This window comes from Mycolicibacterium arenosum, assembly GCF_024320865.1.
Lineage (GTDB): Bacteria > Actinomycetota > Actinomycetes > Mycobacteriales > Mycobacteriaceae > Mycobacterium > Mycobacterium arenosum.
In genome coordinates, this window is the sequence record NZ_JANDBD010000014.1 from 143,048 (window position 1) to 168,902 (window position 25,855).

At 69.1% G+C, this 25,855-nt stretch carries 22 protein-coding genes; 9 read left to right on the plus strand and 13 right to left on the minus strand.

All coding sequences use genetic code 11. The annotated features are described in order from the left end of the window. Positions 1–15: 15 nt before the first annotated feature. Positions 16–3,942, minus strand: coding sequence for a bifunctional nitrate reductase/sulfite reductase flavoprotein subunit alpha (locus tag NM203_RS28440; protein WP_255063967.1), 3,927 nt, complete (start codon positions 3,940–3,942; stop codon positions 16–18). A gap of 13 nt (positions 3,943–3,955) precedes the next feature. Beyond that, positions 3,956–5,395, minus strand: a complete 1,440-nt coding sequence (locus NM203_RS28445; RefSeq protein WP_255063969.1) for a nitrate/nitrite transporter — start codon at positions 5,393–5,395, stop codon at positions 3,956–3,958. Positions 5,396–5,572: 177 nt separating this feature from the next. Here NM203_RS28445 and NM203_RS28450 point away from each other — a divergent pair, with 177 nt between their 5' ends. Genes NM203_RS28450 through NM203_RS28460 form a run of 3 tightly spaced genes read left to right on the plus strand, consistent with a single transcriptional unit; the run spans position 5,573 to position 8,723 of the window. Further along, positions 5,573–5,926: a molybdopterin oxidoreductase gene (locus tag NM203_RS28450; protein WP_255063971.1), complete on the plus strand. Its 354-nt coding sequence runs from the start codon at positions 5,573–5,575 to the stop codon at positions 5,924–5,926. Further along, entirely contained in the window at positions 5,926–8,409 is a 2,484-nt protein-coding gene (gene nirB, locus NM203_RS28455) for a nitrite reductase large subunit NirB (RefSeq protein WP_255063972.1), read from the plus strand. Before NM203_RS28450 ends, nirB begins: the two co-directional genes overlap by 1 nt. Further along, entirely contained in the window at positions 8,406–8,723 is a 318-nt protein-coding gene (locus tag NM203_RS28460) for a Rieske (2Fe-2S) protein (RefSeq protein ID WP_255063977.1), read from the plus strand. Before nirB ends, NM203_RS28460 begins: the two co-directional genes overlap by 4 nt. Here NM203_RS28460 and NM203_RS28465 read toward each other — a convergent pair. From NM203_RS28465 to NM203_RS28490, 6 genes are all read right to left on the minus strand, one after another. Beyond that, positions 8,720–9,499: a DUF1206 domain-containing protein gene (locus NM203_RS28465; protein WP_255063978.1), complete on the minus strand. Its 780-nt coding sequence runs from the start codon at positions 9,497–9,499 to the stop codon at positions 8,720–8,722. The two genes, NM203_RS28460 and NM203_RS28465, sit on opposite strands and share 4 nt — an antisense overlap. A 106-nt stretch (positions 9,500–9,605) precedes the next feature. Continuing rightward, entirely contained in the window at positions 9,606–12,122 is a 2,517-nt protein-coding gene (locus NM203_RS28470; RefSeq protein WP_255063979.1) for a beta strand repeat-containing protein, read from the minus strand. Positions 12,123–12,935: 813 nt separating this feature from the next. Continuing rightward, positions 12,936–13,325: a universal stress protein gene (locus tag NM203_RS28475; protein WP_255063981.1), complete on the minus strand. Its 390-nt coding sequence runs from the start codon at positions 13,323–13,325 to the stop codon at positions 12,936–12,938. Further along, positions 13,322–14,863, minus strand: coding sequence for a tripartite tricarboxylate transporter permease (locus NM203_RS28480; RefSeq protein ID WP_255063983.1), 1,542 nt, complete (start codon positions 14,861–14,863; stop codon positions 13,322–13,324). Before NM203_RS28480 ends, NM203_RS28475 begins: the two co-directional genes overlap by 4 nt. Next, positions 14,863–15,381: a tripartite tricarboxylate transporter TctB family protein gene (locus tag NM203_RS28485; protein ID WP_255063985.1), complete on the minus strand. Its 519-nt coding sequence runs from the start codon at positions 15,379–15,381 to the stop codon at positions 14,863–14,865. The genes NM203_RS28480 and NM203_RS28485 overlap by 1 nt, the downstream gene beginning before the upstream one ends. Continuing rightward, a complete protein-coding gene (locus NM203_RS28490; protein WP_255064053.1) occupies positions 15,378–16,262 on the minus strand; it encodes a Bug family tripartite tricarboxylate transporter substrate binding protein in 885 nt (294 codons plus the stop codon). Before NM203_RS28490 ends, NM203_RS28485 begins: the two co-directional genes overlap by 4 nt. Before the next feature lie 195 nt (positions 16,263–16,457). Here NM203_RS28490 and NM203_RS28495 point away from each other — a divergent pair, with 195 nt between their 5' ends. The 4 genes from NM203_RS28495 to NM203_RS28510 are packed head-to-tail and all read left to right on the plus strand — an operon-like array spanning position 16,458 to position 20,696. Next, positions 16,458–18,068, plus strand: coding sequence for a sensor histidine kinase (locus tag NM203_RS28495; RefSeq protein ID WP_255063991.1), 1,611 nt, complete (start codon positions 16,458–16,460; stop codon positions 18,066–18,068). Next, on the plus strand, positions 18,061–18,729 hold the full coding sequence (locus tag NM203_RS28500; protein WP_255063992.1) for a response regulator: 669 nt from the start codon (positions 18,061–18,063) through the stop codon (positions 18,727–18,729). Before NM203_RS28495 ends, NM203_RS28500 begins: the two co-directional genes overlap by 8 nt. Then, positions 18,726–19,952 carry a serine hydrolase domain-containing protein gene (locus tag NM203_RS28505; RefSeq protein WP_255063993.1) on the plus strand — a complete coding sequence of 409 codons (1,227 nt, stop codon included), beginning with the start codon at positions 18,726–18,728 and terminating at the stop codon, positions 19,950–19,952. Before NM203_RS28500 ends, NM203_RS28505 begins: the two co-directional genes overlap by 4 nt. A 24-nt stretch (positions 19,953–19,976) precedes the next feature. Beyond that, positions 19,977–20,696: a type 1 glutamine amidotransferase gene (locus NM203_RS28510; protein WP_255063994.1), complete on the plus strand. Its 720-nt coding sequence runs from the start codon at positions 19,977–19,979 to the stop codon at positions 20,694–20,696. Here NM203_RS28510 and NM203_RS28515 read toward each other — a convergent pair. Next, entirely contained in the window at positions 20,678–22,030 is a 1,353-nt protein-coding gene (locus tag NM203_RS28515; RefSeq protein ID WP_255064054.1) for a TIGR01777 family oxidoreductase, read from the minus strand. The genes NM203_RS28510 and NM203_RS28515 overlap by 19 nt on opposite strands. A gap of 66 nt (positions 22,031–22,096) precedes the next feature. Here NM203_RS28515 and NM203_RS28520 point away from each other — a divergent pair, with 66 nt between their 5' ends. Both NM203_RS28520 and NM203_RS28525 read left to right on the plus strand, forming a co-directional pair. After that, positions 22,097–22,693: an alpha/beta fold hydrolase gene (locus NM203_RS28520; protein WP_255063995.1), complete on the plus strand. Its 597-nt coding sequence runs from the start codon at positions 22,097–22,099 to the stop codon at positions 22,691–22,693. 9 nt (positions 22,694–22,702) lie between these two features. After that, a complete protein-coding gene (locus NM203_RS28525; RefSeq protein ID WP_255064055.1) occupies positions 22,703–23,359 on the plus strand; it encodes a phosphoribosyltransferase in 657 nt (218 codons plus the stop codon). Between the two features lie 25 nt (positions 23,360–23,384). Here the strand turns inward: NM203_RS28525 and NM203_RS28530 are convergent, their stop codons facing one another. The 4 genes from NM203_RS28530 to NM203_RS28545 all read right to left on the minus strand — a co-directional run bounded on the left by NM203_RS28530 (position 23,385) and on the right by NM203_RS28545 (position 25,851). Next, complete coding sequence (locus NM203_RS28530) at positions 23,385–23,750, minus strand: hypothetical protein (RefSeq protein ID WP_255063996.1); 366 nt, start codon at positions 23,748–23,750, stop codon at positions 23,385–23,387. 11 nt (positions 23,751–23,761) lie between these two features. After that, complete coding sequence (gene wag31, locus NM203_RS28535; RefSeq protein ID WP_255063998.1) at positions 23,762–24,589, minus strand: DivIVA-like cell division protein Wag31; 828 nt, start codon at positions 24,587–24,589, stop codon at positions 23,762–23,764. 213 nt (positions 24,590–24,802) lie between these two features. Continuing rightward, entirely contained in the window at positions 24,803–25,090 is a 288-nt protein-coding gene (locus tag NM203_RS28540; protein ID WP_255064056.1) for a YggT family protein, read from the minus strand. A gap of 116 nt (positions 25,091–25,206) precedes the next feature. Further along, entirely contained in the window at positions 25,207–25,851 is a 645-nt protein-coding gene (locus NM203_RS28545; RefSeq protein WP_255064000.1) for a cell division protein SepF, read from the minus strand. Positions 25,852–25,855: the final 4 nt, after the last annotated feature.

The following is a 25,855-nucleotide window of genomic DNA, read 5'->3' on the forward strand; positions in this document are numbered from 1 at the left end:
GCCGCACCGCCGGTGTCAGTACACGTCGCGCACGTATCGCTTGGCCGCGATGAGCTCGCGTTTGTAGTCGTGCGCCGATTCCGCGGACATGCCACCGTGGCTGCGGATGATCGCGGTCAGCGTGTCGTCGACGTCCTTGGCCATCCGCGCGGCGTCACCACACACGTAGAAGTGCGCGCCGTCCTCGAGCCAGCGCCACACGTCGGCGCCGTAGTCGGCCATCTTGTGCTGCACGTACACCCGCTGCTGCTGGTCGCGTGAGAAGGCGAGGTCGAGACGGTTGAGCAGACCGTCGGACACCATGTCCTCGAGATCGGCGCGGTAGTAGAAGTTCTCGCTGCGGTGCTGGTCGCCGAAGAACAGCCAGTTGGCACCGCCGTGACCCAGGGCCCGCCGCTCCTGCAGGAAGCCGCGGAAGGGCGCGATGCCCGTGCCCGGCCCCACCATGATCATCGGCGTCGCACCGTCCTCGGGCGGCCGGAAATGGGCGGAGGGCTGAAGGAACACCGGGGCGTGCGACGCCCTGTCCGCCAGCATGGTCGACGCGACACCGCCGCGCATGACGCCGCGCGTGCTGCGGTAGCGCACCACCGACACCGTCAACTGGATCTCGCGCGGGCTGACCAGCGGGCTCGACGCGATGGAGTACGACCGCGGCGTCAACCGCACCAGCGCGTCCTGCCAGGCGGCCGCGTCCGCCCGGACGGGGAACTGCTCCAGCAGGTCGATCGCGTTGCGCACGTCGCGCAGCGCCTTCGCATCGCGACGGTCGCGCCGCTCGGCCACGAAGCCGACCAGATTCGGTGTCACCCGCTGGATGTCGTAGGACGACGTCAGCGCGCTGCGCAACGTCGTCTCGATACCGTCGACCTCAACGGCCTCCGCGCCGCCGAGCCCGGTCGCGGCCAGCCACGCGTCGACGACGGCGTCGTCGTTCGCCACGTAGACCCCCAGTGCGTCGCCCACCGCGTAGGCGACGTCGTGCTCGCTGATGTCGAAGCCGAACAGCCGGACCTCTTTGCCCGACCCCTCCGGGGTCAGCCGGGTGTTCCGGCACAGCGGCGCCGCGATCGGATTCGCACGGGTGAACAGGGCGGGCGCCGGCGCGGTCCCCGCGGTCGTCGGCGCGGCGACAGCCGACGCACCCCCCGGCGAGACCATCAGGTCCACAACCGAATTCGTCCAGTCGGCTAGGGGTTGGTCGTCGTACACCTCGTGTTCCGCGCGGTCGAGCAGGCGCGTGGCACCGAGTTCCGCCAGTCGCGTGTCGAGCGATTTCGCGTGGCCGCAGAAGTTGTCGTAGGACCGGTCGCCGATGCCGAGCACCGTGTACCGGACGCCGTCGAGCGACGGCGCCTTCGGCGATTCCAGCCTGCTCCAGAAGTCGGCGCCGTTGTCCGGCGGCCCGCCGTCGCCGAACGTGCTGGTGACGATCACGACGTCACCGGCCTCGGAGAGATCGGTGAGCGCCACATCGTCCATCGCGCTCAGCTGGGCGCCGCCGAGTTGCTCGCCCAGCCGGCCCGCCAACTCCTCCGCGTTGCCCGTCTGGGACGCCCACAGCACCAGCGGTCCTGTGCGCGTTGCGGATTCGGGTGGCGTGTCGGCGAGCCTCGAGTACCGGCCGGCCAGCAGACCGTCCACCCACAACCGGGCCCTCGGGCCCACCGGGGCGCCCGCCGGCAACACCGGCACCCCCGGTCGGCCCTCGTCGATACCCGCGAGGAAACCGGCTACGTACAGCCTTTCGTCCGCGGTGAGTTCGGGGGCGTCCGGGCTCAGCGGCACCGGCGTCACCCGGACGGCGCACACCTTGAACTCGGGCTGCAGTGAGTCGGCGTCCACGGCGTCGTTGGTGAGCGCGTTGACCGTCAGGTGCTCACCCTGGACGTCGTTCCAGTGGAACGGGACCCAGGCGCTGCCCGGCCGGATCCGATCGGTGACGACGGCGGGCAGGACGGCTCGGCCGCGCCGGGTGACCAGTTCCACCTCGCGACCATCGGAGATTCCCAGCGCGGCGGCGTCGTCGGGATGGATCTCGACGAACGGGCCGGGGTTGAGCTTGTTGAGTTTGGCGACCCTGCCGGTCTTCGTCATGGTGTGCCACTGGTGCTGCAACCGCCCGGTGTTGAGCACCATCGGGAAATCGTCGTCGGGCAGTTCCGCGGCATCCATGTGCGGGCGGGGGTGGAACACCGCGCGCCGGGACGGGGTGGCGAACGCCAGCCGTGGCTTCCGGCCATTGGTGTCCACGAAGAGATCCTGCGAGACCCCGTCGTTGAGGTAGCGGATCGGGTTGCGGTCGGCGAGTTCGTCCGGCGGGCAGGGCCATTGCACGGGCGTCTCCCGTAGGCGCTCGTAGTCGACCCCGCGTAGGTCGTAGCCGGTGCGCGGGTTGTGGAACCGGCGGATCTCGTCGAAGATCTGCTCGCTGGACTTGTAGTCGAAGCTCTCGCCGAAGCCGAGATGCTGTGCGACACCGCAGATCAGCTCCCAGTCCGGCCGGGCGTCGCCGAGCGGTGGGACGGACTGCTGCAACAGCGTGAGGGTGCGGTCGGAGTTCACCATCACCGCGTCGGCTTCCGCCCACAGCGTGGCCGGAAGCATGATGTCGGCGTAGGAGTTGGTGGCCGTCTCGGCGTAGGCGTCCTGGGTGATGACCAGTTCCGCGGCCTGCAGCCCGGCGATGACGGTGTCCCGGTTCGGTACGCTGGCAACGGGATTGGTGCAGATGATCCAGGCGGCTTTGATGTCACCGGTGCCCAGTTGCCGGAACATCTCGATGGTTCCCGGCCCGACGTCGGTCCGGATCGCGCCCGGCTCGAGGCCCCACTGCTCCTCGACGAACGCGCGGTCGTCGGGCGACGAGACCGCCCGCTGGCCCGGCAACCCCGGCCCCATGTACCCCATCTCGCGACCGCCCATGGCGTTGGGCTGGCCGGTCAGCGACATCGGCCCGCTTCCCGGCCGGCAGATCGCGCCGGTCGCCAAGTGCAGATTGCAGATCGCGTTGGTGTTCCAGGTGCCGTGCGTGCTCTGGTTCAGGCCCATCGTCCAGCAGGTCATCCAGTCGCCGGCCTCGGCGATCAGGTCGGCCGCGGTGCGGATGTCGGCTTCGGCCAGGCCGGTGATGGCGGCGACGCGGTGCGGCGGATAGCCGGCGAGGAACTCCGGCATCGCGTCCCAGCCCCTGGTGTGCTCGGCGATGAACTCGCGGTCCACGGCGCCGTTGACGACGAGCAGGTGCAGGATCCCGTTCAGCAGTGCCAGATCGGTGCCCGGCCTGATCTGCAGGTACAGGTCGGCCTTGTCGGCGGTGGTGGTCCTGCGCGGATCCACGACGATGAGTTTGGCACCCGCCTTGAGGCGATCGGCCATGCGCAGGTAGAGGATCGGGTGGCAGTCGGCCATGTTGGAGCCGATGACGAAGAACAGGTCGGTGCAGTCGAAATCGGTGTAGGAGCCGGGCGGACCGTCGGCTCCCAGTGACTGCTTGTAGCCGGTTCCCGCACTGGCCATGCACAGCCGGGAGTTCGACTCGATGTGCACGGTCCGCAGAAAACCCTTGGCGAGCTTGGTGGCGAGGTACTGCGCCTCGATCGACATCTGCCCCGACACGTACAGCGCCACCGCGTCCGGCCCGTGCTCGTCGACGATCGCGCGCAGCCGACTCCCCGCTTCCGCCATCGCGTCGTCGACGTCAGCGGCCACCGGGTCGGCGTCGCGTGACGGCCGGAGCAACGCGGTCGTCAGCCGGCCGTCGGTGGCGGCCATCATCTCGGCGTGTGTCGCACCCTTGGTGCACAGTCGCCCGAAGTTGGTGGGGTGCAGCTTGTCACCGGACACCCGCGCGATGACCTGCGCGCCCGTAGCGGGGTCGGCGCGGGTCTCCACCGAGATCCCGCATCCGACCCCGCAATAGGAGCAGACGGTTCGGGTCATGCCTTGCCGTGTCTCACCCGACGGGTACCGGCACCGGTGCGCGGCCGATGTGCTCACCGCTGTGGGCCCGGTGCTCCTGCAGCCTCAGGAACACGAACCACGTGACGATCGCGCACACCACGTAGAAGCCGAGGAACACCCAGAACGCCATCGTGGCCGATTTGGCGTCGCCGACGTAGGACGCGCGCAGCACCACGTTGATGAACACGCCGCCGAGTGCGCCCACCGCACCGGCGAACCCGATCAACGCCCCCGACATGGCACGCGACCAGGCCGCCTTCTCGTCCTTGCTGAGATCGTCGCGGCCCTGCGCCTTGGCCTCGAAGATCGACGGGATCATCTTGTAGGTCGAGCCGTTACCGAGTCCGGACAGGATGAACAGCAGGATGAATCCGGCGACGTAGCCGGTCATCTGGGCTCCCGTGGGAGCCCCGGCCGCTCCGTCGTCCAGCACACCGGTACCGACGAGGATCCCCGCGGCGAAGATCATCGCGACGAACACGTACAGCGTGATCCGCCCCCCGCCGATCCGGTCCGCGAGCTTGCCTCCGAACGGCCGGGAGATCGACCCGAGAAGCGGTCCGAGGAAGGCGATCTGCGCGGCGTGCAGCGACGCCTGCGCGGCGGTGTCGCCACCTGCCAGGTAGTTGATCTGCAGCACCTGGCCGAACGCGAACGAGAAGCCGATGAAGGATCCGAAGGTGCCGATGTAGAGGAAGCTCATCACCCAGGAGTGCTTGAAGCGCATGGCCTCGACGAGTGCGCCGAAGTTCGACTTCTGGTTGCGTAGGTTGTCCATGTACACGGCGGCGCCGACCGCGGCCACGCTGATCGCGACGAGGTAGATGGCGCAGACGATTTCCGGACGGGCGTTGCCCAGCGTGGCGATGACGAGCAAGCCGATCAGCTGGATCACGGGCACGCCGATGTTGCCGCCGCCGGCGTTGAGTCCCAGTGCCCAGCCCTTGAGCCGCTGCGGATAGAACGCGTTGATGTTCGTCATCGACGAGGCGAAGTTACCGCCGCCGAGACCCGCGAACGCGGCGATCACCAGGTAGGTGGTGTACGACGCGGGGTTCTTCATGAAGTACAGCGTCAGCACCGTCGGGATCAGCAGCAGCAGCGCGCTGACGATCGTCCAGTTGCGGCCGCCGAACTTCGCGGGGGCGATCGTGTAGGGGATGCGCATGAACGCGCCGACGAGGGTGGGCACCGCGACCAGGTAGAACTTGCCAGCGGCGTCGATACCGTAGACGTTCTGCGGCATGAAGAGCACCATGACCGACCAGATCGACCACACCGAGAAGCCGACGTGCTCGGCCACGATGGACCAGATCAGGTTGCGCTTCGCGATGTTCTTTCCCGGCGGCTTTCCGCCGGTGCCCTCCCAGGCGTCGACGTCTTCGGGGTCCCAGTGGTCGATGTCGCGGTTACGGGGCGCGGTGGTTGCCATGGGCCGAAGTCAACTACCAGGCCATTCCACACCGATTGCCTGTCGATGACCTCGATGAAAACTCGCCCTCACAGCCCGGTTCCGCTCACGGTGAGGCCGCGCGGATGTGATCGCCGGGATTCACCAGCGACTCCTTGGGGAAACGATCTCGCAACACCGCGCTCATAGCGTCGAGACATGACCGACGGAAGCAGCCCCCGTTTTCTGCAAGGCGCATTCGAGTTCGACGGTAGCGGCTACGACAAGCCCGTGCCCATCGACGCCGCGCTGCGCTACGTGGTGCCCGCGGGTGCCACGACCCAACCGGTGTACTTCCGTGGCGGCAACTCGTCGAAACAGATGATCTCCGTGGTGCTGTATCGCGACGGGACACCCATGCGGTACTTCCCGATCGCGGCGAAGGGAGCCACCCACGTGGCGCTGCGTGTGGTGGAGGATCTGCTCGCCGACACCGTGCTCGAGCTCTACGTCGCCGCGCCCGAAGGGGTGAAGGGATCGGTCGTCGTCGACCTCGGCCTGGTGGAGTTCTGATGGCGCAGCGGCTGATCGTCGTCGGTAACGGCATGGCCGGAATCCGCGCGATCGAGGAGGTTCTGGCCCGACAGGAGCACAGCGGAACCACTGTCGAGCCCTTCAGCATCACCGTGTTCGGCGACGAGCCCTACGGCAACTACAACAGGATCATGTTGTCGAATGTGCTTGCCGGCGTCGATGATCCGACCGAGATCTACCTCAACGCACTGGACTGGTACTCCGACAACGACATCGACCTGCGGGCCGGTGTGCGGGTGGTTCGGATCGACACGTTCGCACACCTGGTGTACGCCGATGACGGCAGCACCGTCCACTACGACAAGCTGATCCTCGCGACCGGCAGCCGGTCGTTCTTCCCGCCCATGACCGGATTGTGGTCCGACGACAAGAAACTCGCCGACGGGGTGTTCGGGTTCCGCACCCTCGACGACACCTCGACGATGATCGCCGAGGCGGCCAACCGGACCAGGGCCGTGGTCATCGGCGGCGGGCTGCTGGGACTGGAGGCCGCCAGGGGGCTGCAGAGCCGAGGAATGGCCGTCGACGTCGTGCACGCCGGACCCACCCTGATGAACGCCCAACTCGACGATCCGGCGGGCGCGATACTCCGGAAGTCCGTGGAGGGATTGGGTATCGGGGTGCACACCGACAAGCGCACCACCGAGGTCGTGGTCGACGAGACCGGCCGGCTGGCGGGCATCCTGTTCTCGGACGGGTCGCGGCTGGACTGCGACATGCTGGTCGTCGCGGCGGGCATCCGGCCCAATGTCGGCCTGGCGCAACGCGCCGGTCTCACCGTGGAGCGCGCCATCGTCACCGACGACCACATGCGCTCGATCGACGACGACGACGTCTATGTGGTCGGTGAGTGCGCCCAGCACCGCGGTCAGGTCTACGGTCTGGTCGCGCCGCTGTGGGAGCAGGCCAAGGTGCTCGCCGACCACCTGACCGGTGCCGACCCGACGTCGGCCTATCACGGTTCGCGGGTCGCGACCAAGCTCAAGGTCGCGGGCGTCGACGTCGCGTCGATGGGCGTCAAGGCGCCCGAACACCCGGATGACGAGTTCGTGCAGTACTCCGAACCCAAGCACGGCGTGTACAAAACCGTCGTGATCAGGGACGGCAAGCTGGTCGGCGCCACGCTCGTCGGTGACGTGTCCAAGGTGTCCTTCCTGACGCAGGCGTTCGACAGCGGGCTGCCCCTGCCCGACGAGCGGGTGGCGCTGATGTTCGACATCGGTACCCCCGAGGTCGGAGTCGGCGTGGCCGAACTGGCCGACGACGCGCAGGTGTGCAACTGCAACGGGGTGTCCAAGGGCGCGCTGGCCGCCTGCGTGCGGGCCGGTGAGACGTCGGTGTCCGGCGTGATGGCGAAGACCAAGGCGGGCAAGGGGTGCGGCGCGTGTAAGGAACTCGTCTGCCAGGTGGTCGAGTGGGCGGCCGGCGGCGCGGTGACCGAGGACCCGTCGGCGTCCTGGTACGTGCCGGGTGTGCCCTACGACAAGCCGACGCTGATGGGCCACATCCGCGACCTGCAACTGCATTCGGTGTCCTCGGTTTTCGCCGCGCTGGCGCCCGACGGCAAGGAGGACGCCGGCTCCAAGATGGCGCTGGCCTCGCTGCTCGAGATGATGTGGGCCGACGAGTTCGTCGACGAGCGCGACGCCCGGTTCATCAACGACCGGGTGCACGCCAACATCCAGCGCGACGGCACGTTCTCGGTGGTGCCGCAGATGAAGGGCGGGGTGACCGATGTGACTCAGTTGCGCAGGATCGCCGACGTCGCCGAGAAGTACGAGATTCCGATGATCAAGTTGACCGGAGGGCAGCGCATCGATCTGCTCGGGGTGCGCAAGGAGGATCTCCCCTCCGTGTGGGCCGACCTCGACATGCCGTCCGGATACGCCTACGGCAAGAGTTTCCGCACGGTGAAAACCTGTGTGGGCAGCGACTTCTGCCGTTACGGCGTCGGCGATTCGACGGCGCTCGGCATCGCGCTCGAGGAGCGCTACCAGGGTCTGGCGAGCCCCGCGAAGATGAAACTGGCGGTCACCGGCTGCCCGCGCAACTGCGCCGAGGCGCTGTGCAAGGATCTCGGCGTCGTGGCGGTCGACGGTGGCCGCTGGGAGATCTACGTGGGCGGCGCCGCGGGCGCCCACATCCGCAAGGGCGACCTGCTCGCGACGGTCGATTCCGCCGCGGAGGTCATGACGCTGACCGGCCGGTTCCTGCAGTACTACCGGGAGAGCGCCGATTGGCTTGAGCGAACGTACAAGTGGGTGCCGAGGGTGGGCATCGAGCACGTCCGCGCCGTGGTCGTCGACGATGCCGACGGTCTCGCCGCCGGCCTTGACGAGCGGATGCGGAAATCGGTGGACGCCTACCGTGATCCGTGGCTGGACGGACGCGAGCCGGCGACCGAGGGCCAGTTCAAAACGTCGTTGCCGTTGCTTCCGTTGCCGCAGGTTCCCGTTCGATGACGACCGAGGTCACGGTCGGGCGCGTCGACGAGATCCCGGTCGGCGAGGGGAGGACGTACACGGTGAACGGCGAGCAGATCGCGATCTACCGGATGCGGGACGGGTCGCTGCGCGCCGTCGACGCCGTGTGCCCGCACCGCGGCGGCCCACTCGCCGACGGGCTGATCGACGACGCCGTGGTGGTGTGCCCGTTGCACGGTAGGACCTACGACCTCACGACCGGCGACGAGGTGAGCGGCGGGCCCGGCGTCTGCGCCCACACGGCGACCGCCGCCCCCGACGGGTCGATCCGACTCGCTCTGGAACGCGGTTAGCTCTTCATGTCCTCGTGACGGCTTCGCACGATGTTGAACGCGCCGTACGCCGCAATGCCGATCGCAGCCAGCACCAGCAGGATCTTGCCGAAGGGCATCGACCCGAGCGTCTTGATCGCGGCGTCGACGCCCGAGGCCTTGGCCGGGTCAGAACTGAGCGTCGCCACGATGACCAGCAACCCCGCGCCGATGAGTACCAGTCCCTTGGCGACGTAACCCGCGATACCGAGCGGCGTGATCACCGATCCGCCTCCCGAGTCGAGGTCCTTCAGGAACCGCTTGGTGGCGCCCTTGTAGACGTGATAGCCGCCGACGCCGATGATGACGAGTGCGACGACGATCAACACCGCACTCCCCCAACCGCTTTGCATCATCTTCGCGCTGAGACCGGCGTTCTGCTGACCGCTGGACTGACCGGAACCGAGCGCGAACTTCGCGGCGGAGAACGCAAGAGCCAGGTGGACGACGGCGACCGCGGCGGCCTTACCCCGGTCCTTGAGATCGTGCTCGACGACCGCCTCCACCCCGTGCCACAGGCCGAGTGCCGCGAGTGCGACGGCGGCCACCCACAGCATGGCGGTGCCTCCGGTCTGCGCGGAAAGAGTTGCCAGCGCGCCGGATTGATCGGCGCTGCCGCCCAGGCCGAAAGCCAGCCGCAGGACGATCCAGGCCAGCAGGATGTGCAGTACGCCGCTGGCGGCGAAACCGAACCGCGCGACGCGTTCGAACCACGAGTTGTCACGCGCGCTCGTCGCAGCGCTACGGGTGTCGACCATGGCGAGGAGATACCCCGCGCGGTGTGTGAGTCAAACCACTAATTGACGGAAACGCATAAACGGCGAACGGGGCCCTCCGCCGAGGGCCCCGCCGCCGCTGACCGCGCTACTCGCTCGAACCGCCGCCGCCACCCGAGCCGGAGTCCGATCCCGAACCGGATCTGGAGCCGGACTCAGCCGACGCCGACCCGGTCGACGCACCCGCCGTTGCGCTCTCGGTCCCACCCGAGCCGCCACCGGCGTTGTTGGAGCTCGGCGCCTTGGTCTTGGGCTCGGCCTTGTTGCCGTCCTTCTCCGAGGTCTTCTCCGAGGCCGCCTCCGACTTGGTGGTGCTGGATTCGGTGGCGTCTGCCTTGCTGACCGCCGAACTGTCGCCGGCCTTGTCGACGCTGGATGACGAGGCCTTCACCGTGGACTCCGCCGCCGGCTCCGACACCGCCTCCGGCTCGGCCGCGACCGCCCGAAGCGTGCGTGCGGACGCGGCGACGGAGGACTCGTCCGCGGCCGCCGCCTCCGGATCACCGGCGGGTATCGACAAGGTCATCGCAGGCGGTGCGGCGATGATGCTCGCCGCGTCCTCCAACGTTGTGCCGACGGTGTTCACCACGGTGCCGGTGGTCTGCAGACCGATCGCACCCACGGCCCCGGCGGTGGCCAGACCCTGGGCGGCGGTCGCCGTGCCGTAGGCGAGCGCCTGAGCCCCGGTGGCCACTCCGCCCGCGAGGGCCTGCGCCCCGGTGGCGGTGACCCCGGCGAGCGCCTGCGCTCCGGTCGCGACACCGCCCGCCAGTGCCTGTGCTCCCGTCGCCACGCCGTAGGCGAGCGCCTGCGCCGCGGTGGCACCGAAGCCCGCGAGCCCCTGGGTCAGCCCCGTCGACGCGCCTGCGGCCAACGCCGCGAGGGCGGCGGCGTAGCTTCCGGGGTTCAGCGGGTTCGACAGGATCGCGGCGAGCGCTCCCAGCCCGCCCGCCGCGAACGCCGAGCCCGCGGTGCCGAGCGTCGCGAGACCCGTCGCCGTGGTGACGCCGAGGCCCTGCAGCGCCGTCGCTCCGGTCACCGTGGCAGCCTGCAGGCCCGTCGCACCCGTGACGGTAAGCGCCTGCAGCGCTTGGGCACCCGTGACCGTCACCGCCTGCAGGCCCGTCGCACCGGTGACCGTCAGGCCCTCGAGCGCGGTGGCGCCGGTGACGCCGAGGCCCTGCAGACCGACGGCGGCAGCCGCTTGCACACCGGACAGCGTCTGCTCGAGCGCCAGGCCACCGCCTCCGACGACGACCTCGAGGGCCGCCCCGAGATCGCCGGGCGTCACCGCCAGCGCCGAGATCGGTTCATCGGCGCCGAGGGCCGTTGCCGACAACGGCGCGGGCGCCATCGCCGACGGACCGCCGACGACGAGGCCGAGTGCGGTGGTGATCGCCGTCAACAGCGTGGCACCGACTCCGCCGACCGCGGCCAACGTCGTCGCGCCGGCGGCGCCCAGTCCGGCCACGGTCGCCGCCACTCCGGCCCCCGTGAAGGCCAGCGCGGTCGAACCGGCCACACCGAGACTGCCCAGTGCGATACCCCCCGCCGTGTTGAGGGTGCCCAACCCGGCCGCCAGGGTGGTGCCCAGACCGGAGAGGCCGAGCGTTCCCGCGGTGCTCAGGCCGGTGAGCCCGATGTTCAACGCACCGGAGGTGCCGGTCAGCAGAGTCCCCAGTGCCACAGCGTAATTCGCGGGATTCAGCGGGTTGGCCAGGATCGCGCCGAGGGCTCCGACGCCGCCACCGAGCAGCGACGTGACGGCCCCACCCGCCGATGCCAGGCCGACGGCGCCGACCGTGCCCAGGGTGTTCAGCCCGAGCGCAGCGGTGCCGGTGAGACCCGCCAGCGCCTGTGCACCGGCCGCTCCCAGGCCCGCGAGGGCCTGTGTGCCCGCCGCCGACAGCCCGGCCAACGTGGTAGCCAGCCCGGTCCCGACTCCGGCCAGCGCCTGAGTGCCTGCCGTGGCGAGGCCCACGAAGCTCGTGTTCAGCGCGAACGCCGCGCCCTGCGCCAGCACGCCCACGGCAGCCAGCACATCGGGCACCAGGTCACCGAGCGCGGCCCCCACCGCGGTGTTCAGCGTCGTGCCGGCGACGCCGAGTGTTTGCGCCAAGCCGGTCCCCAACGAGCCCAGCGCGAACAGGCCCTGCGTGCCCGTGATGCCCAACCCCAGGGCCGCCTGGCTCAACCCTGTGGTCCCGCCCGCGATGAGCAGTGCGAGCGCCGCGGGATACGCGCCGGGGTTCAACGGATTGGACGCGATCGCCGCGAGTGCGCCGAGCGTCGACGCCGACAGCGTCGTTCCGAGGACACCGACAGTCTGACCCAGCGTCGACCCCGCGGTGCCGAAATTGACGAGGGCCCCGCTACCGGTCAGGCCCAGGCCCTGCGCGGCCTGAGTGAGCGCGAGCGATCCGCCCGCCGCCAGGTCGGCGATCGCCTCCGCCAAACCGGTCGGCGTGTACGCCGCGTTCACGGTGATGCGACTCATCTCCGCCGACAGATCGGGGACCGGCGGCGTGATCGGGCTGAGCGCGATAGCGGTTGCTCCGACAACCGCAACACCCGCCGAGAGAGATGAACGAATGGCTGCTTGCATGACGACCCCTTAGACCAGTAACCAACTGAATAGCAAAAAGTTACACCTCCGAAATATGCAGCAGAAGAGGTTTTGCGGAATTCTCCGAACCCGGATGTCAGGACGAAAAAACAATTTGCCGATGCGATATCGGACACGGTTGCCGCGACAGCGCTCGAGCGCTGTGAAGCAAATTCCTATTCCGTCTCGCATATGCCGCGCCGCGGTGCGCACCGAGTATTGCTGAGTCCGTTGCCTGCAAAGGTTTGCGCATTTCAACGCCCACACCGCGGCCCCCGTGGCTTTGCAGTCGTCGAACCTGCCGGCAGGACTGCCGACGAACCGGCCGCCGCGCGCACATTCGAGCGCATTCATACTGGTGGAATCGATATTCGCCATCGCTTGCGGCCTGTGTCGGACAGTCGCGACGAGGCTGACGAAGTCCCGGCGTGTCGTCTCGCCGGGCCCGACGCGCCGTCGCCCACCGGCGCTGGAATCGCCCTACCGTAGCCGGTCTGAGCGGCGAATATGAGACCTTTCGGACGAACCCGCTGCCCGTTCGGGGGCGACGGAATCATTCCGCTGGTTCAACCTCGAGCGACCGACCCACGCGCTTTGCCGATGCGGAAATCATGATCATTCCTTGCGGGCACCGGAAATTGCGATTATTGACGCGCGAATAACTCGATCACTTGCTGGGTACACGACCGTGTCGTCACGTGATCGAAATCAGCTAACTCGCTCAACCCGCGGTCGTCCTCGCAGCCGAGCGATCGGCGGCGCACGCTCAGGGCCGGTGTGGCGGCGGCGGCTCGCGTTGCCCGATCCGATCGATCACGCGTCGGGTTTCACCGCGAGGACCGGCTTGGGGCACTCCAGCAGCACCTGCTGGGAGACGCTGCCGAGGAGCAGTTTCCCCACCGGGTTGCGGTGCTTCACCCCGATCACCAGAAGCTCCGCATCGGCGCGCTCCATCGCGTTCAACAACTCGGTGGCCGCGTCGACGCCGACCGGTTGCACCCACTCGAACGGCACCCCCGACGTGGTGAGCCGGTCCTGCACGTCGCGCGCCCGGTCCGGGGACGCGAACGTCGAGTCTGTGTAGGCGTCGCCCGCCGTCGCGTTGACGACGAGGACACCGGTGCCGCGCAGCCTGGCCTCGGCGATGCCGTGCTCGAGCGCCGCCTGGCCGAACTGATCCGCCGTGAATCCGATGACAATCACTGGTGCACCGCCTTCTCCCTCTGATCCCTGTCGTCTTCGACCACGAGCAGCGTCTCCTCGTCTCGGTGCAGGAGCCGCAGCACCAGCGGAATGAGCAACAGCACCGCCATGAGGACGTAGGTCACGATCGCCACCGGTTCGGTGAACAGGCTGCTCCAGTCACCGCCGCCCAGCTGCAGGCTCTGTCTCAACTGGCGCTCGATGCGCGGCCCCAGAATGACTCCGATGATCAACGGCAGCACGGGAAGTCCGAACCGCCGCATCATCAGCCCGAGCAAGCCGAAGATCAGCAGCAGGGCCAGGTCGAGCGGTTGCACGTTGACGGCGAACGCGCCGAGCACCGCGAAGAACAGAATGCCCGCGTACAGGTACGGCCGCGGGGTGCGCAACAGCTTCGCCCACAGCGGCGCCAACGGGAGGTTCAACACGAGCAGCAGGAAGTTGCCGATGAACAGGCTCGCGATGAGCGTCCAGATCAGCAGTGGCTCCTTCTCGAAGAGCGTTGGGCCCGGCTGGATTCCGTAGGACACGAACGCGGTCAGCATGACCGCGGCCGTCGCGTTGGTCGGCAGGCCGAGCGACAGCATCGGCACCAGGGTGCCCGCCGCCGAGGCGTTGTTCGCCGCTTCGGGGCCCGCCACGCCTTCGATGGCGCCCTTTCCGAACTCCTCCGGATGCTTCGACAGCTTCTTCTCGGTGATGTAGCTCAGGAACGTCGGAAGCTCCGCGCCGCCCGCGGGCAACGCGCCGAACGGGAACCCGAACGCGGTGCCGCGCAGCCAGGGCTTCCACGATCGACCCCAATCGTCGCGACCCATCCACGGCCGCCCGACCGGAATGATCTCGGCGGGCCGCCTGCGCAGGTGCGCGGCGACCCACAGCGCCTCGCCGAGCGCGAAGATCGCGACCGCGATGACGACGATGTCGATGCCGTCGGAGAGCTGCGGGATGCCGAACGTGGCACGCGGCTGGCCGGTGAGGAAGTCGATGCCGACGATGCCGATCGCCAGGCCGAGAACCAGCGAGATCGCCCCGCGCAGTTTGGACGATCCCAGCACCGCCGTCACCGCGACCAACGCGAACAACATGATCGCCAGGTACGAGGGTGCGCCGAGCGTGACGGCGAAGCGGGAGATCGCGGGGGCGAACGCGGCCAACAGGATGGTGCCGATGGTGCCCGCGACGAACGACCCGATGGCCGCCGTGGCGAGCGCCTGCGCGGCGCGGCCGGCCTTCGCCATCTTGTTGCCCTCGATCGCGGTGATCACCGACGAGGACTCCCCCGGTGTGTTCAGCAGGATCGACGTCGTCGAGCCGCCGTACATGCCGCCGTAGAAGATGCCCGCGAACATGATGAAGGCCGCACTCGGGCTGACGTTGTAGGTGATCGGCAGAAGCAGCGCCACCGTCATGGCGGGCCCGATGCCGGGCAGCACGCCGACCGCCGTTCCCAGCAGCACGCCGATGACCGCGTACAGCAGGTTCATCGGGGTGGCCGCCTCGGCGAACCCCTGCATGAGCCAGTCGAAGTTCTCCATTACAGAATCCCGTCCAAGATGCCTGCGGGCAGCGGGATTCCGAGCCCGGAGTAGAACGCGTAGAAGCTGGCCAGCGCCAGCACCACACCGATGACGAGGTTGCGCACGTAGTGCTTGCTGCCGAGTACCGTGGCCGCGCCGGCGAAGAACAGCGCGCTGGTGATGGCCCATCCCAGCGGGTTCACCAACAGGATCAGCGCGATGAACAGGGCGATGAGCAGACCGACGGTGCGCCAATCGCTCGGCATGTCCGGATCGATGTCCTCACCGGCATCCGCCTCGCCGCGCGATCCCCGCGGGATCGCGATCGCCAGGATCGCCGCGAGCACGACCGCCGCGACCCCGATGACCATCGGAAAGAAGCCGGGGCCAACGGGATCCACCTTCGCGAAGGTGTCGGGCAGGCTCTGTGAGGTGACGATGAGGAACACCCCGACCGCCGCCAGCACGGCGACGACCGCGTACTGCGCGAAATCCGGCTTCTCGGCGCGATCCTCTTCGCGCTCGGGCGCCGTCACAGCAGGCCCAACTCGGTCAGCGTCGACGAGACGCGGTTGTCCTGGTCCACCAGGAACTGTTCGAACGCCGCTCCGGTCATGAACGCGTCGGTCCACCCGTTCTTCACCAGCGCCTCCTTCCACTGTTCGGTGCCGTGTAGATCCTCGAGCAACTTGACCATCGACTGCTTCGACTGATCCGAAATCCCCGGCGGGGCAAGGACACCGCGCCAGTTGGCGAATGTCAGGTCGATCCCCGACTCCTTCAGGGTCGGTGCGTCCACCCCCTCGACGCGCTCGTTGCTCGACACGGCGAGCACCCGCAGGGTGCCCGCCTCGATCTGATCGATCAGCTCGCCGGGGCTCGACGTGCCCGCGGTGATCTTCTTGCCGAGCAGCGCGGTCAGCAGATCGCCGCCACCGTCGTAGGTGATGAAGTTGACGCTCTTCGGGTCGACGCCAACGGTTTTCGCCAGCTCCATCGGAAACAGGTGATCCGGGCCGCCCGGCGACGAACCGCCGCCGATCGTCACCTTCGACGGATCGGCTTTCCACGCCGCGACGAAGTCGCCCACCGTCCGGAACGGCGAGTCGGCGGGTACGAAGATCGCACCGGGGTCCTCGATCAGCTTGGCGATCGCCGTCGCATCGGAGGCCTTGATGTTCGATCCGTTGGTGTAGGTCGCACCGACGACGCCGAGGCCCATCGTCATCATGAGGTCGCCGTTGCCGCGCTCGTTCATCAGGCGGGCCATCGCCACCGTGCCCCCCGCGCCGATCACGTTGAACACCTCGACGCGACCGGTGAGATCGTCGTCCTCCATGATCTTCACCGCCGTGCGCGCGGTGAGGTCGTAGCCGCCGCCGGGACTGTTCGGCACCATCATGCGCAACCGGTGCATGCCCGCGGGATCGTCACCGCGAGTCACGCCACATCCGGTTGCGAACGTCGCGGCCAGTAGCAGGGCCACCGCCGCGGTCGCACATCGACGCAGTATCGACACGTCGGACTCCTTCGTTCACAGTGTGATGCTCGGCAATAATGTTCCCCAGCGTGACCCAGGTCACTCTTACGGACGTAAAGGAAGTTGTGGTCGTTGAGTACATGGCGCGGAACACTGACGGCGCGCAGCCTCGCTACCCGGTTCCTGGTGTTCCAGGTGCTCGTCGTCACGCTTGTGCTCGGCGCGGTGGCGGCGGTGTCGGTCGCGCAGTCGACCCGTGAGTTCCGCGACGTACGCGGCCAGCGGATGATCGCCGTCGCCGAGAACCTGGCGTCGACGCCGATCGTGCGGCAGCGCTACGCCGACGCCTTCGCCTCGCGCATCCTCGCGCCGGACGTCGACCGTGCGGTCGCGCTGTCCGGTGCCCGCATCGTCGAACTGCTCGCACCCGACGGCGTCGTACGGGCGTCGTCGGAACCGACCCGCATCGGCCGACGAGTCGACTTCGGTCGGAGCCTCGTCACGGAGGGGCGGGCGTGGTCGGGCGACCTCGACGTGGACGGCCTGCACTCCCTCGTCGGGCAGGTCCCGGTGTTGTCCACCGCCGGTGAGGTGCTCGCGGTCGCCTCGGTCAGCGAGCCGTATCCGACACTGTGGCAGTCGCTCTCGGGCGCGGGCGAACGACTCGTCGTGTATCTCGGTCTGGGCGCGGCGCTGGGACTCATCGCGTCGTGGCTGCTGTCCCGGCGGATCAAGCGGCACACCCGCGGACTCGAGATCGCGGAGATCGCGGGACTCGCCGATCACCGGGAGGCGCTGCTGCACAGCATCAGAGAGGGCGTGGTGGCCGTCAACACCGACGGCGTCATCACGGTGCTCAACGACAGTGCGCAGGAACTGCTCTCGGTGTCGGGTGATGCCGTGGGACGGCGCGTCGACTCGATCGGCCTCGACCCGGCGGTGGAGCAGTTCCTACTCTCCGACGCGCCGGGCCGCTCGGCCGATGACACCGTGATCGCCACCCGCACCAGAGTGCTCGCCCTCAATCGGCGGCCGGCCACCACGCGCGGTGAGGAGATCGGTACGGTCACGACGATGCGCGACAGCACCGAACTGGCCTCCATGCAGGGCCAGCTGTCGTCGCACAAGAGCATGACCGACACGCTGCGGGCTCAGACCCACGAATTCGCCAACCAACTGCACACCATCTCGGGCCTGGTGCAGCTCGAGGAGTACGAGGCCGTGCGCGACCTCGTCGGCACCCTCACCCGTCGACGCGAGGAGATCAACGAGGCCGTCACCCGCAACATCTCCGATCCCGCGGTCGCGGCGCTGCTGATCGCCAAGACCTCGCTGGCGGCCGAGAGCGGGGTGGCTCTGCTCATCGACGACGACAGCCACCTCGACGCGCTGCCGCCGGCACTGGCGACCGACGTCATCACCGTGCTCGGAAACCTGGTCGACAACGCCGTCGACGTCTCGGAGGGGTCGGTGCGCAAGGTGGTCGAGGTGACGGTCGACGACGGTGACGGCCTGCACATCTCGGTGGCCGACTCGGGGCCGGGAGTGCCCGTGCACCTGCGCGAGTCGATCTTCGCCAGGGGCGTCACGTCGAAACCCGACGTGCCCGGCGGCCGCGGCATCGGTCTGGCGCTGGTGCGACTGGTCAGCGCCCAGCTGGGTGGCCGCGTCGAGGTCACCGACGGCCCGCTCGGCGGCGCGGTTTTCGAGGTTCGGCTGCCGGGCAGGGTGACTCGTGCGTGACGTTCTCGTCGTCGACGACGACTTCATGGTCGCCGAGATCCACCGCCGGTTCACCGACCGCGTCGACGGCTTCCGCGCTGTCGGTGTCGCGCGCACCGGGGCCGACGCGCTGGAGCAGGCCGCCGCCCTGCGGCCCGACCTGATCCTGCTCGACGTCCACCTGCCCGACCTCACCGGCGTCGAGGTGCTGCAGCACCTGCGAGCCACCGGCGACGGGGTCGGCGTCATCATGATCACCGCCGCCCGCGAACTCGACACCGTGTCGGCGGCGCTCGACGGCGGCGCGGCCGACTACCTCATCAAACCGTTCGAATTCGACCAGTTCGCAGCCAAACTCGCGGCCTTCGGCGCCAGGGCCGACGCCCTCACCGCCGCCACCGGTGCCGACCAGTCGCTCGTCGACACGCTGTTCGGCGCGAACGCGGCAACCCCGTCCGCCACCGCGCTGCCCAAAGGGCTCGGCGTCGAAACGGGTCAGCTGGTGCTCGCCGCGGTCCGCGCCGCAGGCGAGGTATCCGCAGCGGAATGTGCTGAGCTGGTGGGGATTTCACGGGTCAGCGCGCGTCGCTACCTGGAGCACTACCTGAGTGACGGGGAGCTGGCCCTGCGACTGCAATACGGCGCCGGACGGCCCGAGCGACGCTACCGAGCACTCGGATGACGCGCGTCGCCCGAGCGCTCGGCGCCGCGATCGGCGTCCTGGTGATCCTGGCCGGCTGCGCACCGCCGCCGGGGGGCGCACCGTCATCCGCACCCGACACCGTCGCGGCCGACGCCGTCATGCGCATCGTCGACGAGGTCATGGCAGCCGAACACCTGCGCGCCGCGATCGTCCGGGTCAGCATCGACGGCCGCGAACTGCTCACGCGCGCGGTCGGTGAGTCGATGACCGGTGTCCCCGCCACCCCGGCCATGCACTTCCGCAACGGCGCGGTGGCGATCTCCTACGTCGCGACGCTGCTCCTGCGGTTGGTCGAGCGCGGGGAGGTGCGCCTCGACGACAAGCTCTCGACGTGGCTACCCGATACGCCGCACGCCGACCGGGTGACGCTGGAGCAGCTGGCCAGGATGACGTCGGGCTACGTCGACTACGTGATCGGGAACGCCGCGTTCGAGGCCGCCTTCTACCGAGATCCGTTCCGGCAGTGGGAACCCGACGAACTGCTCGGCTTCGCGACGTCGAAACCGCTGCTGTACGAACCGGGGACGAACTGGAACTACGCCCACACCAATTACGTGCTGCTCGGCAAGGCGCTCGAGAAGGCCACCGGCGAGGACATGCCGACGCTGCTATCCGAGGAGGTTCTCACGCCGCTGGGCCTGACCGCGACCGCGAACTCGTTCACCCCCGAGATCCCGGCGCCCGCGCTGCACGCCTTCACCAGCGAGCGCCGCCAAGCACTCGGAATCGCCGGCGGCACGCCGTTTTACGAGGAGTCGACGTTCTGGAATCCGTCGTGGACCATCACCCACGGTGCGATTCAAACGACCACCGTCTACGACATGGAGGCCACCGCCGTCGGCATCGGCAGCGGGCGGCTGCTGTCCAAGGAGTCCCACGACAGGATGGTGTCCACCGAGCTGCGCGGCAGGACCCGGGCGCAGCCGGGGTGCGCCACGTGCGCGCCGATGACCGACGGCTACACCTACGGCATGGGGATCGTCATCTCCGGCGACTGGCTCCTGCAGAACCCGATGTTCGCAGGCCAGTCGGCGGTCGCGGCGTACCTGCCGGCCAAGAGGATCGCGATCGCCGTCGCCGTGACGTACGCGCCCGAGGCGTTCGGTCCCGAAGGCGACTACGTCAACGCCGCCCAGGTCCTGTTCCGCAGGATCGGCGCGCAGGTCGCGCCCGACGACGCCCCTCCCGTCCCACCGAGATGACCGCGGGCCCCTAGGGTAAATCCCGTGTCCCGCAGCGTCCTGTTCATCGTCAATGATCCGGTGGCTCCGCCCGCGATGCTCGGCGAGGTGTTCGCCGACCTCGGGTACGACACCCATCAGTTCCTCGTCGTACCCGCCGAAGCGGTGGCCGAGCCGGGAATCGACGTCGTCTTCCCCGATCCACTGAACTACGACGTCGTCGTCCCCCTCGGAGCGCGCTGGGCGGCCTACGACGAACGACTGCTCGACACCTGGGTCGCCGGCGAGATGACGTTGGTACGCGACGCCGCGACCGCGGGCGTCGGGGTGCTCGGAGTCTGCTTCGGCGGCCAGCTCGTCGCGCAGGCTCACGGCGGCACCGTCACCCGCTCAGGCGCGCCCGAGATCGGCTGGCGGCCCGTCGACAGCGACTCCCCCGAACTCGTACCCGCAGGGCCCTGGTTTCAATGGCACTTCGACCGATTCGAGTTGCCGCCCGGCGCCACCCGCCTCGCACGAAACGACAGCGCCACACAGGCTTTCACCGTCGGCTCAGCCTTGGGGCTGCAGTTTCACCCCGAGCTCGACGGGCCACTCCTCGACGCGTGGATCGACCACGACGGCGCCGAGGCGGTGGCGCTGGGCCTCGACCTGGACGAGCTGCGCGCGGAGACCGCACGGCTGCAGCCCGGCGCGCGGAAACGGTTGGACGCGCTGGTGCGGAACTTCCTCGAGCGCGTCGTGCGTCAGCCGTGCCCGAGCTGATGTGCGAGTGCGTCGGCCAGCAGCGGCTGCCGGAACCGGTGCCCGACCTCGGTGAGCTTCGCCGGTAGCACCCGCTGGTTCGCCTCCGCGAGTTCCCGCGCCCCCTGCTCCCCGAGCAGCAGCTTCGGCCCGAACGACGGGACCGGCAGCAGCGTCGGACGGTGCAGGACCCGTCCGAGCGTCTTCGTGTACTCGGAGTTGCGCACCGGGTTGGGGGCGACCGCGTTGACCGGGCCCGTCAGGCGCGCGTCGTACAACGCGCGGTAGTACACGTCGAGCAGATCGTCGAGGCCGATCCAGGACAGCCACTGCATGCCGCTGCCCAGACGTCCGCCCAGCCCCGCGGCGAACAGCGGCCGAAAGAGGCGCAGCGTACCGCCGTTGGCGGCCTGCACGATGCCGGTGCGCACCGCAACCACGCGCAGACCCGCGTCCGCGGCGGGCGCTGCGGCGGCCTCCCAGTCCGCGACGACGTCGGCGAGGAACCCGTCGCCACGGCTGCCGTTCTCATCGAGTTCGGTGTCACCGCGGTCGTACCCGTAGTAGCCGATCGCCGACGCCGTGACGAACACCTCCGGGCCGTCCGACGCCCGCGCCGCCGCCTCGGCGAGTGCGCGCGTCGGCCCGATCCGGCTGTCCCGGATGGCGGCGCGGTGACTGTCGGTGAAGCGTCCCGCGATGGAGGCGCCCGCCAGGTGCACCACCGCGTCGACGTCGTCCAGCAGGCCGGCGGCCGGTGCCTCCGGATCCCAGTACCGCTCGTCGGGCCCCTGCGCCGGCCTACGCACCAGCGACACGACGCGGTGCCCGCCCGAGGTCAGCATGGCCTTGAGCGCGGAGCCCACCAGACCCGACGCACCGGTCATCGCGATCGTGCGCGCGGTGTACCCGGCGGCCGCCGCGTCGCTGTGCGCAGCCAGGTCGTCGGCCAGCTGGCGGTGCCGGTAGACGAACGTGGGACGCAGCGCGGCGGCGGGCAGCGGCGCCTCAACGCGGTCCCGGACGAGGGTCCCGCCGCCGGGGGCCTCCTCGAAGTCGTGGATGTGACGCCAGTAGCCGATCAGCCGGGGCGGCCAGGTCCGCGGCCCGTCCGAGGAGAGTTCGTCGACGAAGCGGTGCGGCGGGTCGTACTCGGAGCCGACGTGCTGGGCCACCCAGCGCAGCCCGCCGGGCAGACCGAGCACCGCGCGGCCGTCGGCCAGCGACGTCGTCTCGGAGACCGCCGTCATGGGTTGCCACGGCGGCACCAGCCGCGGCATGGCGCCCGGCCTGGTGTGCCAGGCGAACACCTCGTCGATCGGATGGTCGACAACGTCGGAGTATTCGATGCCCATGAAGCTGCATTCGTATCCGATCACCACCCGGATGGCAATCCGCGCCCCCGTGTACTACGAATCACGGTGGTGAGTCCCAACGGCGCGATACTGGTTCTGCCCGGAGGCAAGCCGCGCAGCGAGGTTCGGTCCCGCCCGTGGCAGCTGGCGAATCTGCGGGTGGCCCTGCTCGCCAGCGCACTGCGCAGGAGGCTCGGCCCGAGCGTGGAGGTGCGGCGCGTCCGCTACCGCGTGCGCGGCTGGAACCCCGCCAGCCTGGACGCCGTCCGCGACGCGACCGTCGCGCTGGAGGACCTGCTCGGGCGGTTCCGCCCCGAGGACGTCGTCGTGGTCGGACATTCGATGGGCGGCAGGGTCGCCGTTCACCTCGCCGCCACCGGGCAGGTGGGTGCCGTCGTCGCCCTCGCGCCCTGGTGGCCGGCGAACGACGCGGACCGAGTCCCCCTGGAGTGCGGCCTGCTCACGATGCACGGCACAGCGGACACGTGGACGGATCCCGTTGCCGCACAAGCGCAAACGGAGGCAGCTGCCCGGCGCGGCGTCGACGCCCGCTGGGTGCCGGTGCAGGGTGCCGGCCATTTCCTGATCAAGGACTACTCGCGCTGGCATCGCGTCACGGCCGATTTCGCGGCGACGCACCTCAACCGGCGCCCGGCGTCCTAGGCTGGTGTCATCCGCAGGCCAGTCGACAGAAGGACCTTCCGGGACCGCCGCGAAGCGGGCCGCGTCCTGGCGGAGTCGCTGACGGCCTATCGCGGCCGCACCGACGTCGTCGTCCTCGGGCTGGCCAGGGGTGGAGTCCCCGTCGGTTGGGAGGTGGCCGCCGCGCTCGGCGCCCCGCTCGACGTCTTCCTGGTGCGGAAGCTGGGCGTTCCACAGTGGCCGGAGCTGGCGATGGGCGCCATCGCATCGGGTGGGGCGATCGTGATGAACGACTCGGTGGTCGCGAGCGTCGACGTCAGCCCGGCTCAGGTGCGCGCGGTGGTGGATCGCGAGACGGCCGAGCTGGTCCGGCGGGAAGCGGCGTACCGCGTCGGCCGCGGCCGCCTCGACGTGCGGGCGAAGACGGTGCTGCTGGTCGACGACGGCATCGCCACCGGCGCGAGCATGCGCGTCGCGCTTCGGGCGGTGCGTTCGCTGGACCCCGAGCGGTTGATCGCCGCGGTGCCGGTCGGCCCGCCCGGCGCGTCCCGGACGCTGGCGGACGCGGACGAGGTGGTGTGCGCCGTGGTTCCGCCAGGATTCGAGGCCGTCGGTCAGGTGTTCGCGGACTTCGGCCAGGTCGGCGACGACGAAGTGCGCGAGCTGCTGCGCACGGCGTCAGCGTAACGAAAGCGCTTGCGCGCCAACGCTTCTACTCGCGCTTGGCGTCGGCGTCGGCATCGGCCGTCTCGGTGACGGCTGTCTCGGTGTCGGCTGTCTCGGTGATCTCGGTGTCGGGATCGACGGTCTGATGCACCTCGGTGACGGAGTCGTCCTCCGGGTAGTCCTCGGCGGCGGGCTCCAGCACGGTCGTCGCCGCGCTGTCGTCATCCTCGACCTCGTCGTCGGTCGGGCGTTCCCCTCGGGAGCGTTCGCGCACGGCGTCGACGATGAGCAGCAGGACACCGATGACGCTCGCGCCGATGCACACCCAGGCGATGAGCTCATTGCTGGTGACGACCGCCGTCACCAGCGCAGCCAGCCCGATGACAGCGAGAACCAGCGCGATGATCAGCATCAATCAGCCGATCAGTTGTTGCCCCGGTTGAACTGATTGAAGCCGCCGCCGTCGTTACCCGCGGTGGAGTCGACCGGCGCAGCCGAACCGCGCTGACCGAGCTCCTCGAGCTGGCTCTCCAGGTAGGTCTTGAGCCGCGTGCGGTACTCCCGCTCGAATGTGCGGAGCTGCTCGAGGCGACCCTCGAGCACCGTGCGCTGCTGGTTGATGGTGCCCATGATCTCGGAGTGCTTGCGCTCGGCGTCGGCCTGCAGTGCGTCGGCCTTCTCCTGCGCCTGACGCAGCTGCGTCGACGACCGGGTCTCGGCATCGGACAGCAGAGCCTCGGCCCGCTGCTTGGCCTCGGCGACGGTGGTCTCGGCGGTGGCCCGTGCCTCACTCACCAGGGCATCCGCCTGCGCACGCGCGTCGGCGAGCAGCTTGTCGGAGTCGCGCTTGGCGTCACTGGTCAGGCGATCGGCGGTGTCCTGCGCGAGTCCGAGCACCTTGGCGGCCCTGATGTGGGCCTCCTCGCCGGCCGGCGCGGCGGCCACGGGCGCGGGCGCCGGCGGCGCCTCGTACACGGGCGCGGGCGGCGGCACGTGCACCGGCTCGGGCTCCGGGGTGTACGCCGGGATGTTCTGGGTGGCTTGCGCGCCACCACCAGCGCGGGCGCTGGCGACCTCCTGGTCCAGTTCCGCAACCCGCTGGCGGAGGTCGGCGTTCTCCTCGATGAGCCTCTGGAGCTCGTTCTCGACGAGATCGAGGAAGGCGTCTACCTCATCCTCGTTGTAACCACGCTTGCCGATGGGCGGCTTGCTGAACGCGACGTTGTGAACGTCGGCAGGAGTGAGCGGCATCGTCTGCCCCCTTGAAGTCTGGACCGGGACCGGTTTCAAAGTGTAGAGCCATGGCGGAAGTAACTGGCGTCCATCCTGTCACAACAGACCCGGCGGTTGCAGGTGAGGTCCGGAATTAAGAGCGAATTTCAATCTTGAGAGACCCTTCACAAGATCATCGATACGCCGTCTAACCTTCCGAAACCACCTCCGGCAAACCTCTGAATGGGCCGGTCAATCGGCTGCGAAAGCCAACTGCATACCGATGAACGCGGCCAGCAGAAGGACCATGATCGACAGATCGAAGCGGACGGCTCCGATGGTCAGCGGCGGGATGATTCGGCGCAGCAGCTTCACCGGCGGATCGGTGAGGGTCAGCATGATCTCCAGGATCAGCACCGTGGCGCCCTTGGGCTGCCAGTCCCGGCTGAACGAGCGGATGAACTCGATGACGACTCGCGCGATCAGCAGCAGCCAGAAGACGAACAGCACGAAGCCCAGAATCTCGAAGAACAGCGACAACGCCGGCGACCTCACTGTGGACAGATGTAGGACAGAAGAACTCGGCTCCGCGGGCAGCGTGGCCGGTGTGCTGCCAGCCTACCCGTCGCCGCTGCACCCGCCGCTCGACGACGGAACTACTGGTACGAGTAGAAGCCCGCCTCGGCGATCCGCCTGCGCTCCTCGGCCGTGACGTCCACGTCGGCCGGTGACAGCAGGAACACCTTCGTGGCCACCTTGTCAAACGAGCCGCGCAGCGCGAAGGCCAGGCCGGCGGCGAAGTCGACGAGGCGCTTGGCGTCGGCGTTGTCCATCGTGACGAGGTCCATGATCACCGGGGTGCCGTCGCGGAAGCGCTCGCCGATGGTGCGGGCCTCGCTGTAGTCCTTCGGGCGCAGCGTGGTGATCTTCGCCAGCGGGCTGCCCGCCTCGAACAGCTCGGCCATCCGCCTCGGCTGCATCGCGACCGAGCCCCTGGTGGCGCCGCGCATGGTGTCGAAGCGCGGCCGCTCGAACTCGCGGCGCGGACGGAAGCCGGGCTCGTCGTAGCCGCCGCGGTATCCCGCTGGGACGGCATCGAATTCGCGCTCGAACTCACGCACACCGGGACGATCGTCCAGGCGGCCGTCGCCGCGCCCGTAGCCGTCGTCCTCGAAGCGGTCCTCGCGACCACGGCGGGCGTAGGACCGCGCGCCGCGGTCCTCCTCCTCGTAGTACTCGTCTTCGTAATCGTCCATCGGAGCCATACCGAAGTAGGCCTTGACCTTATGCAGAGTGCTCATCGGA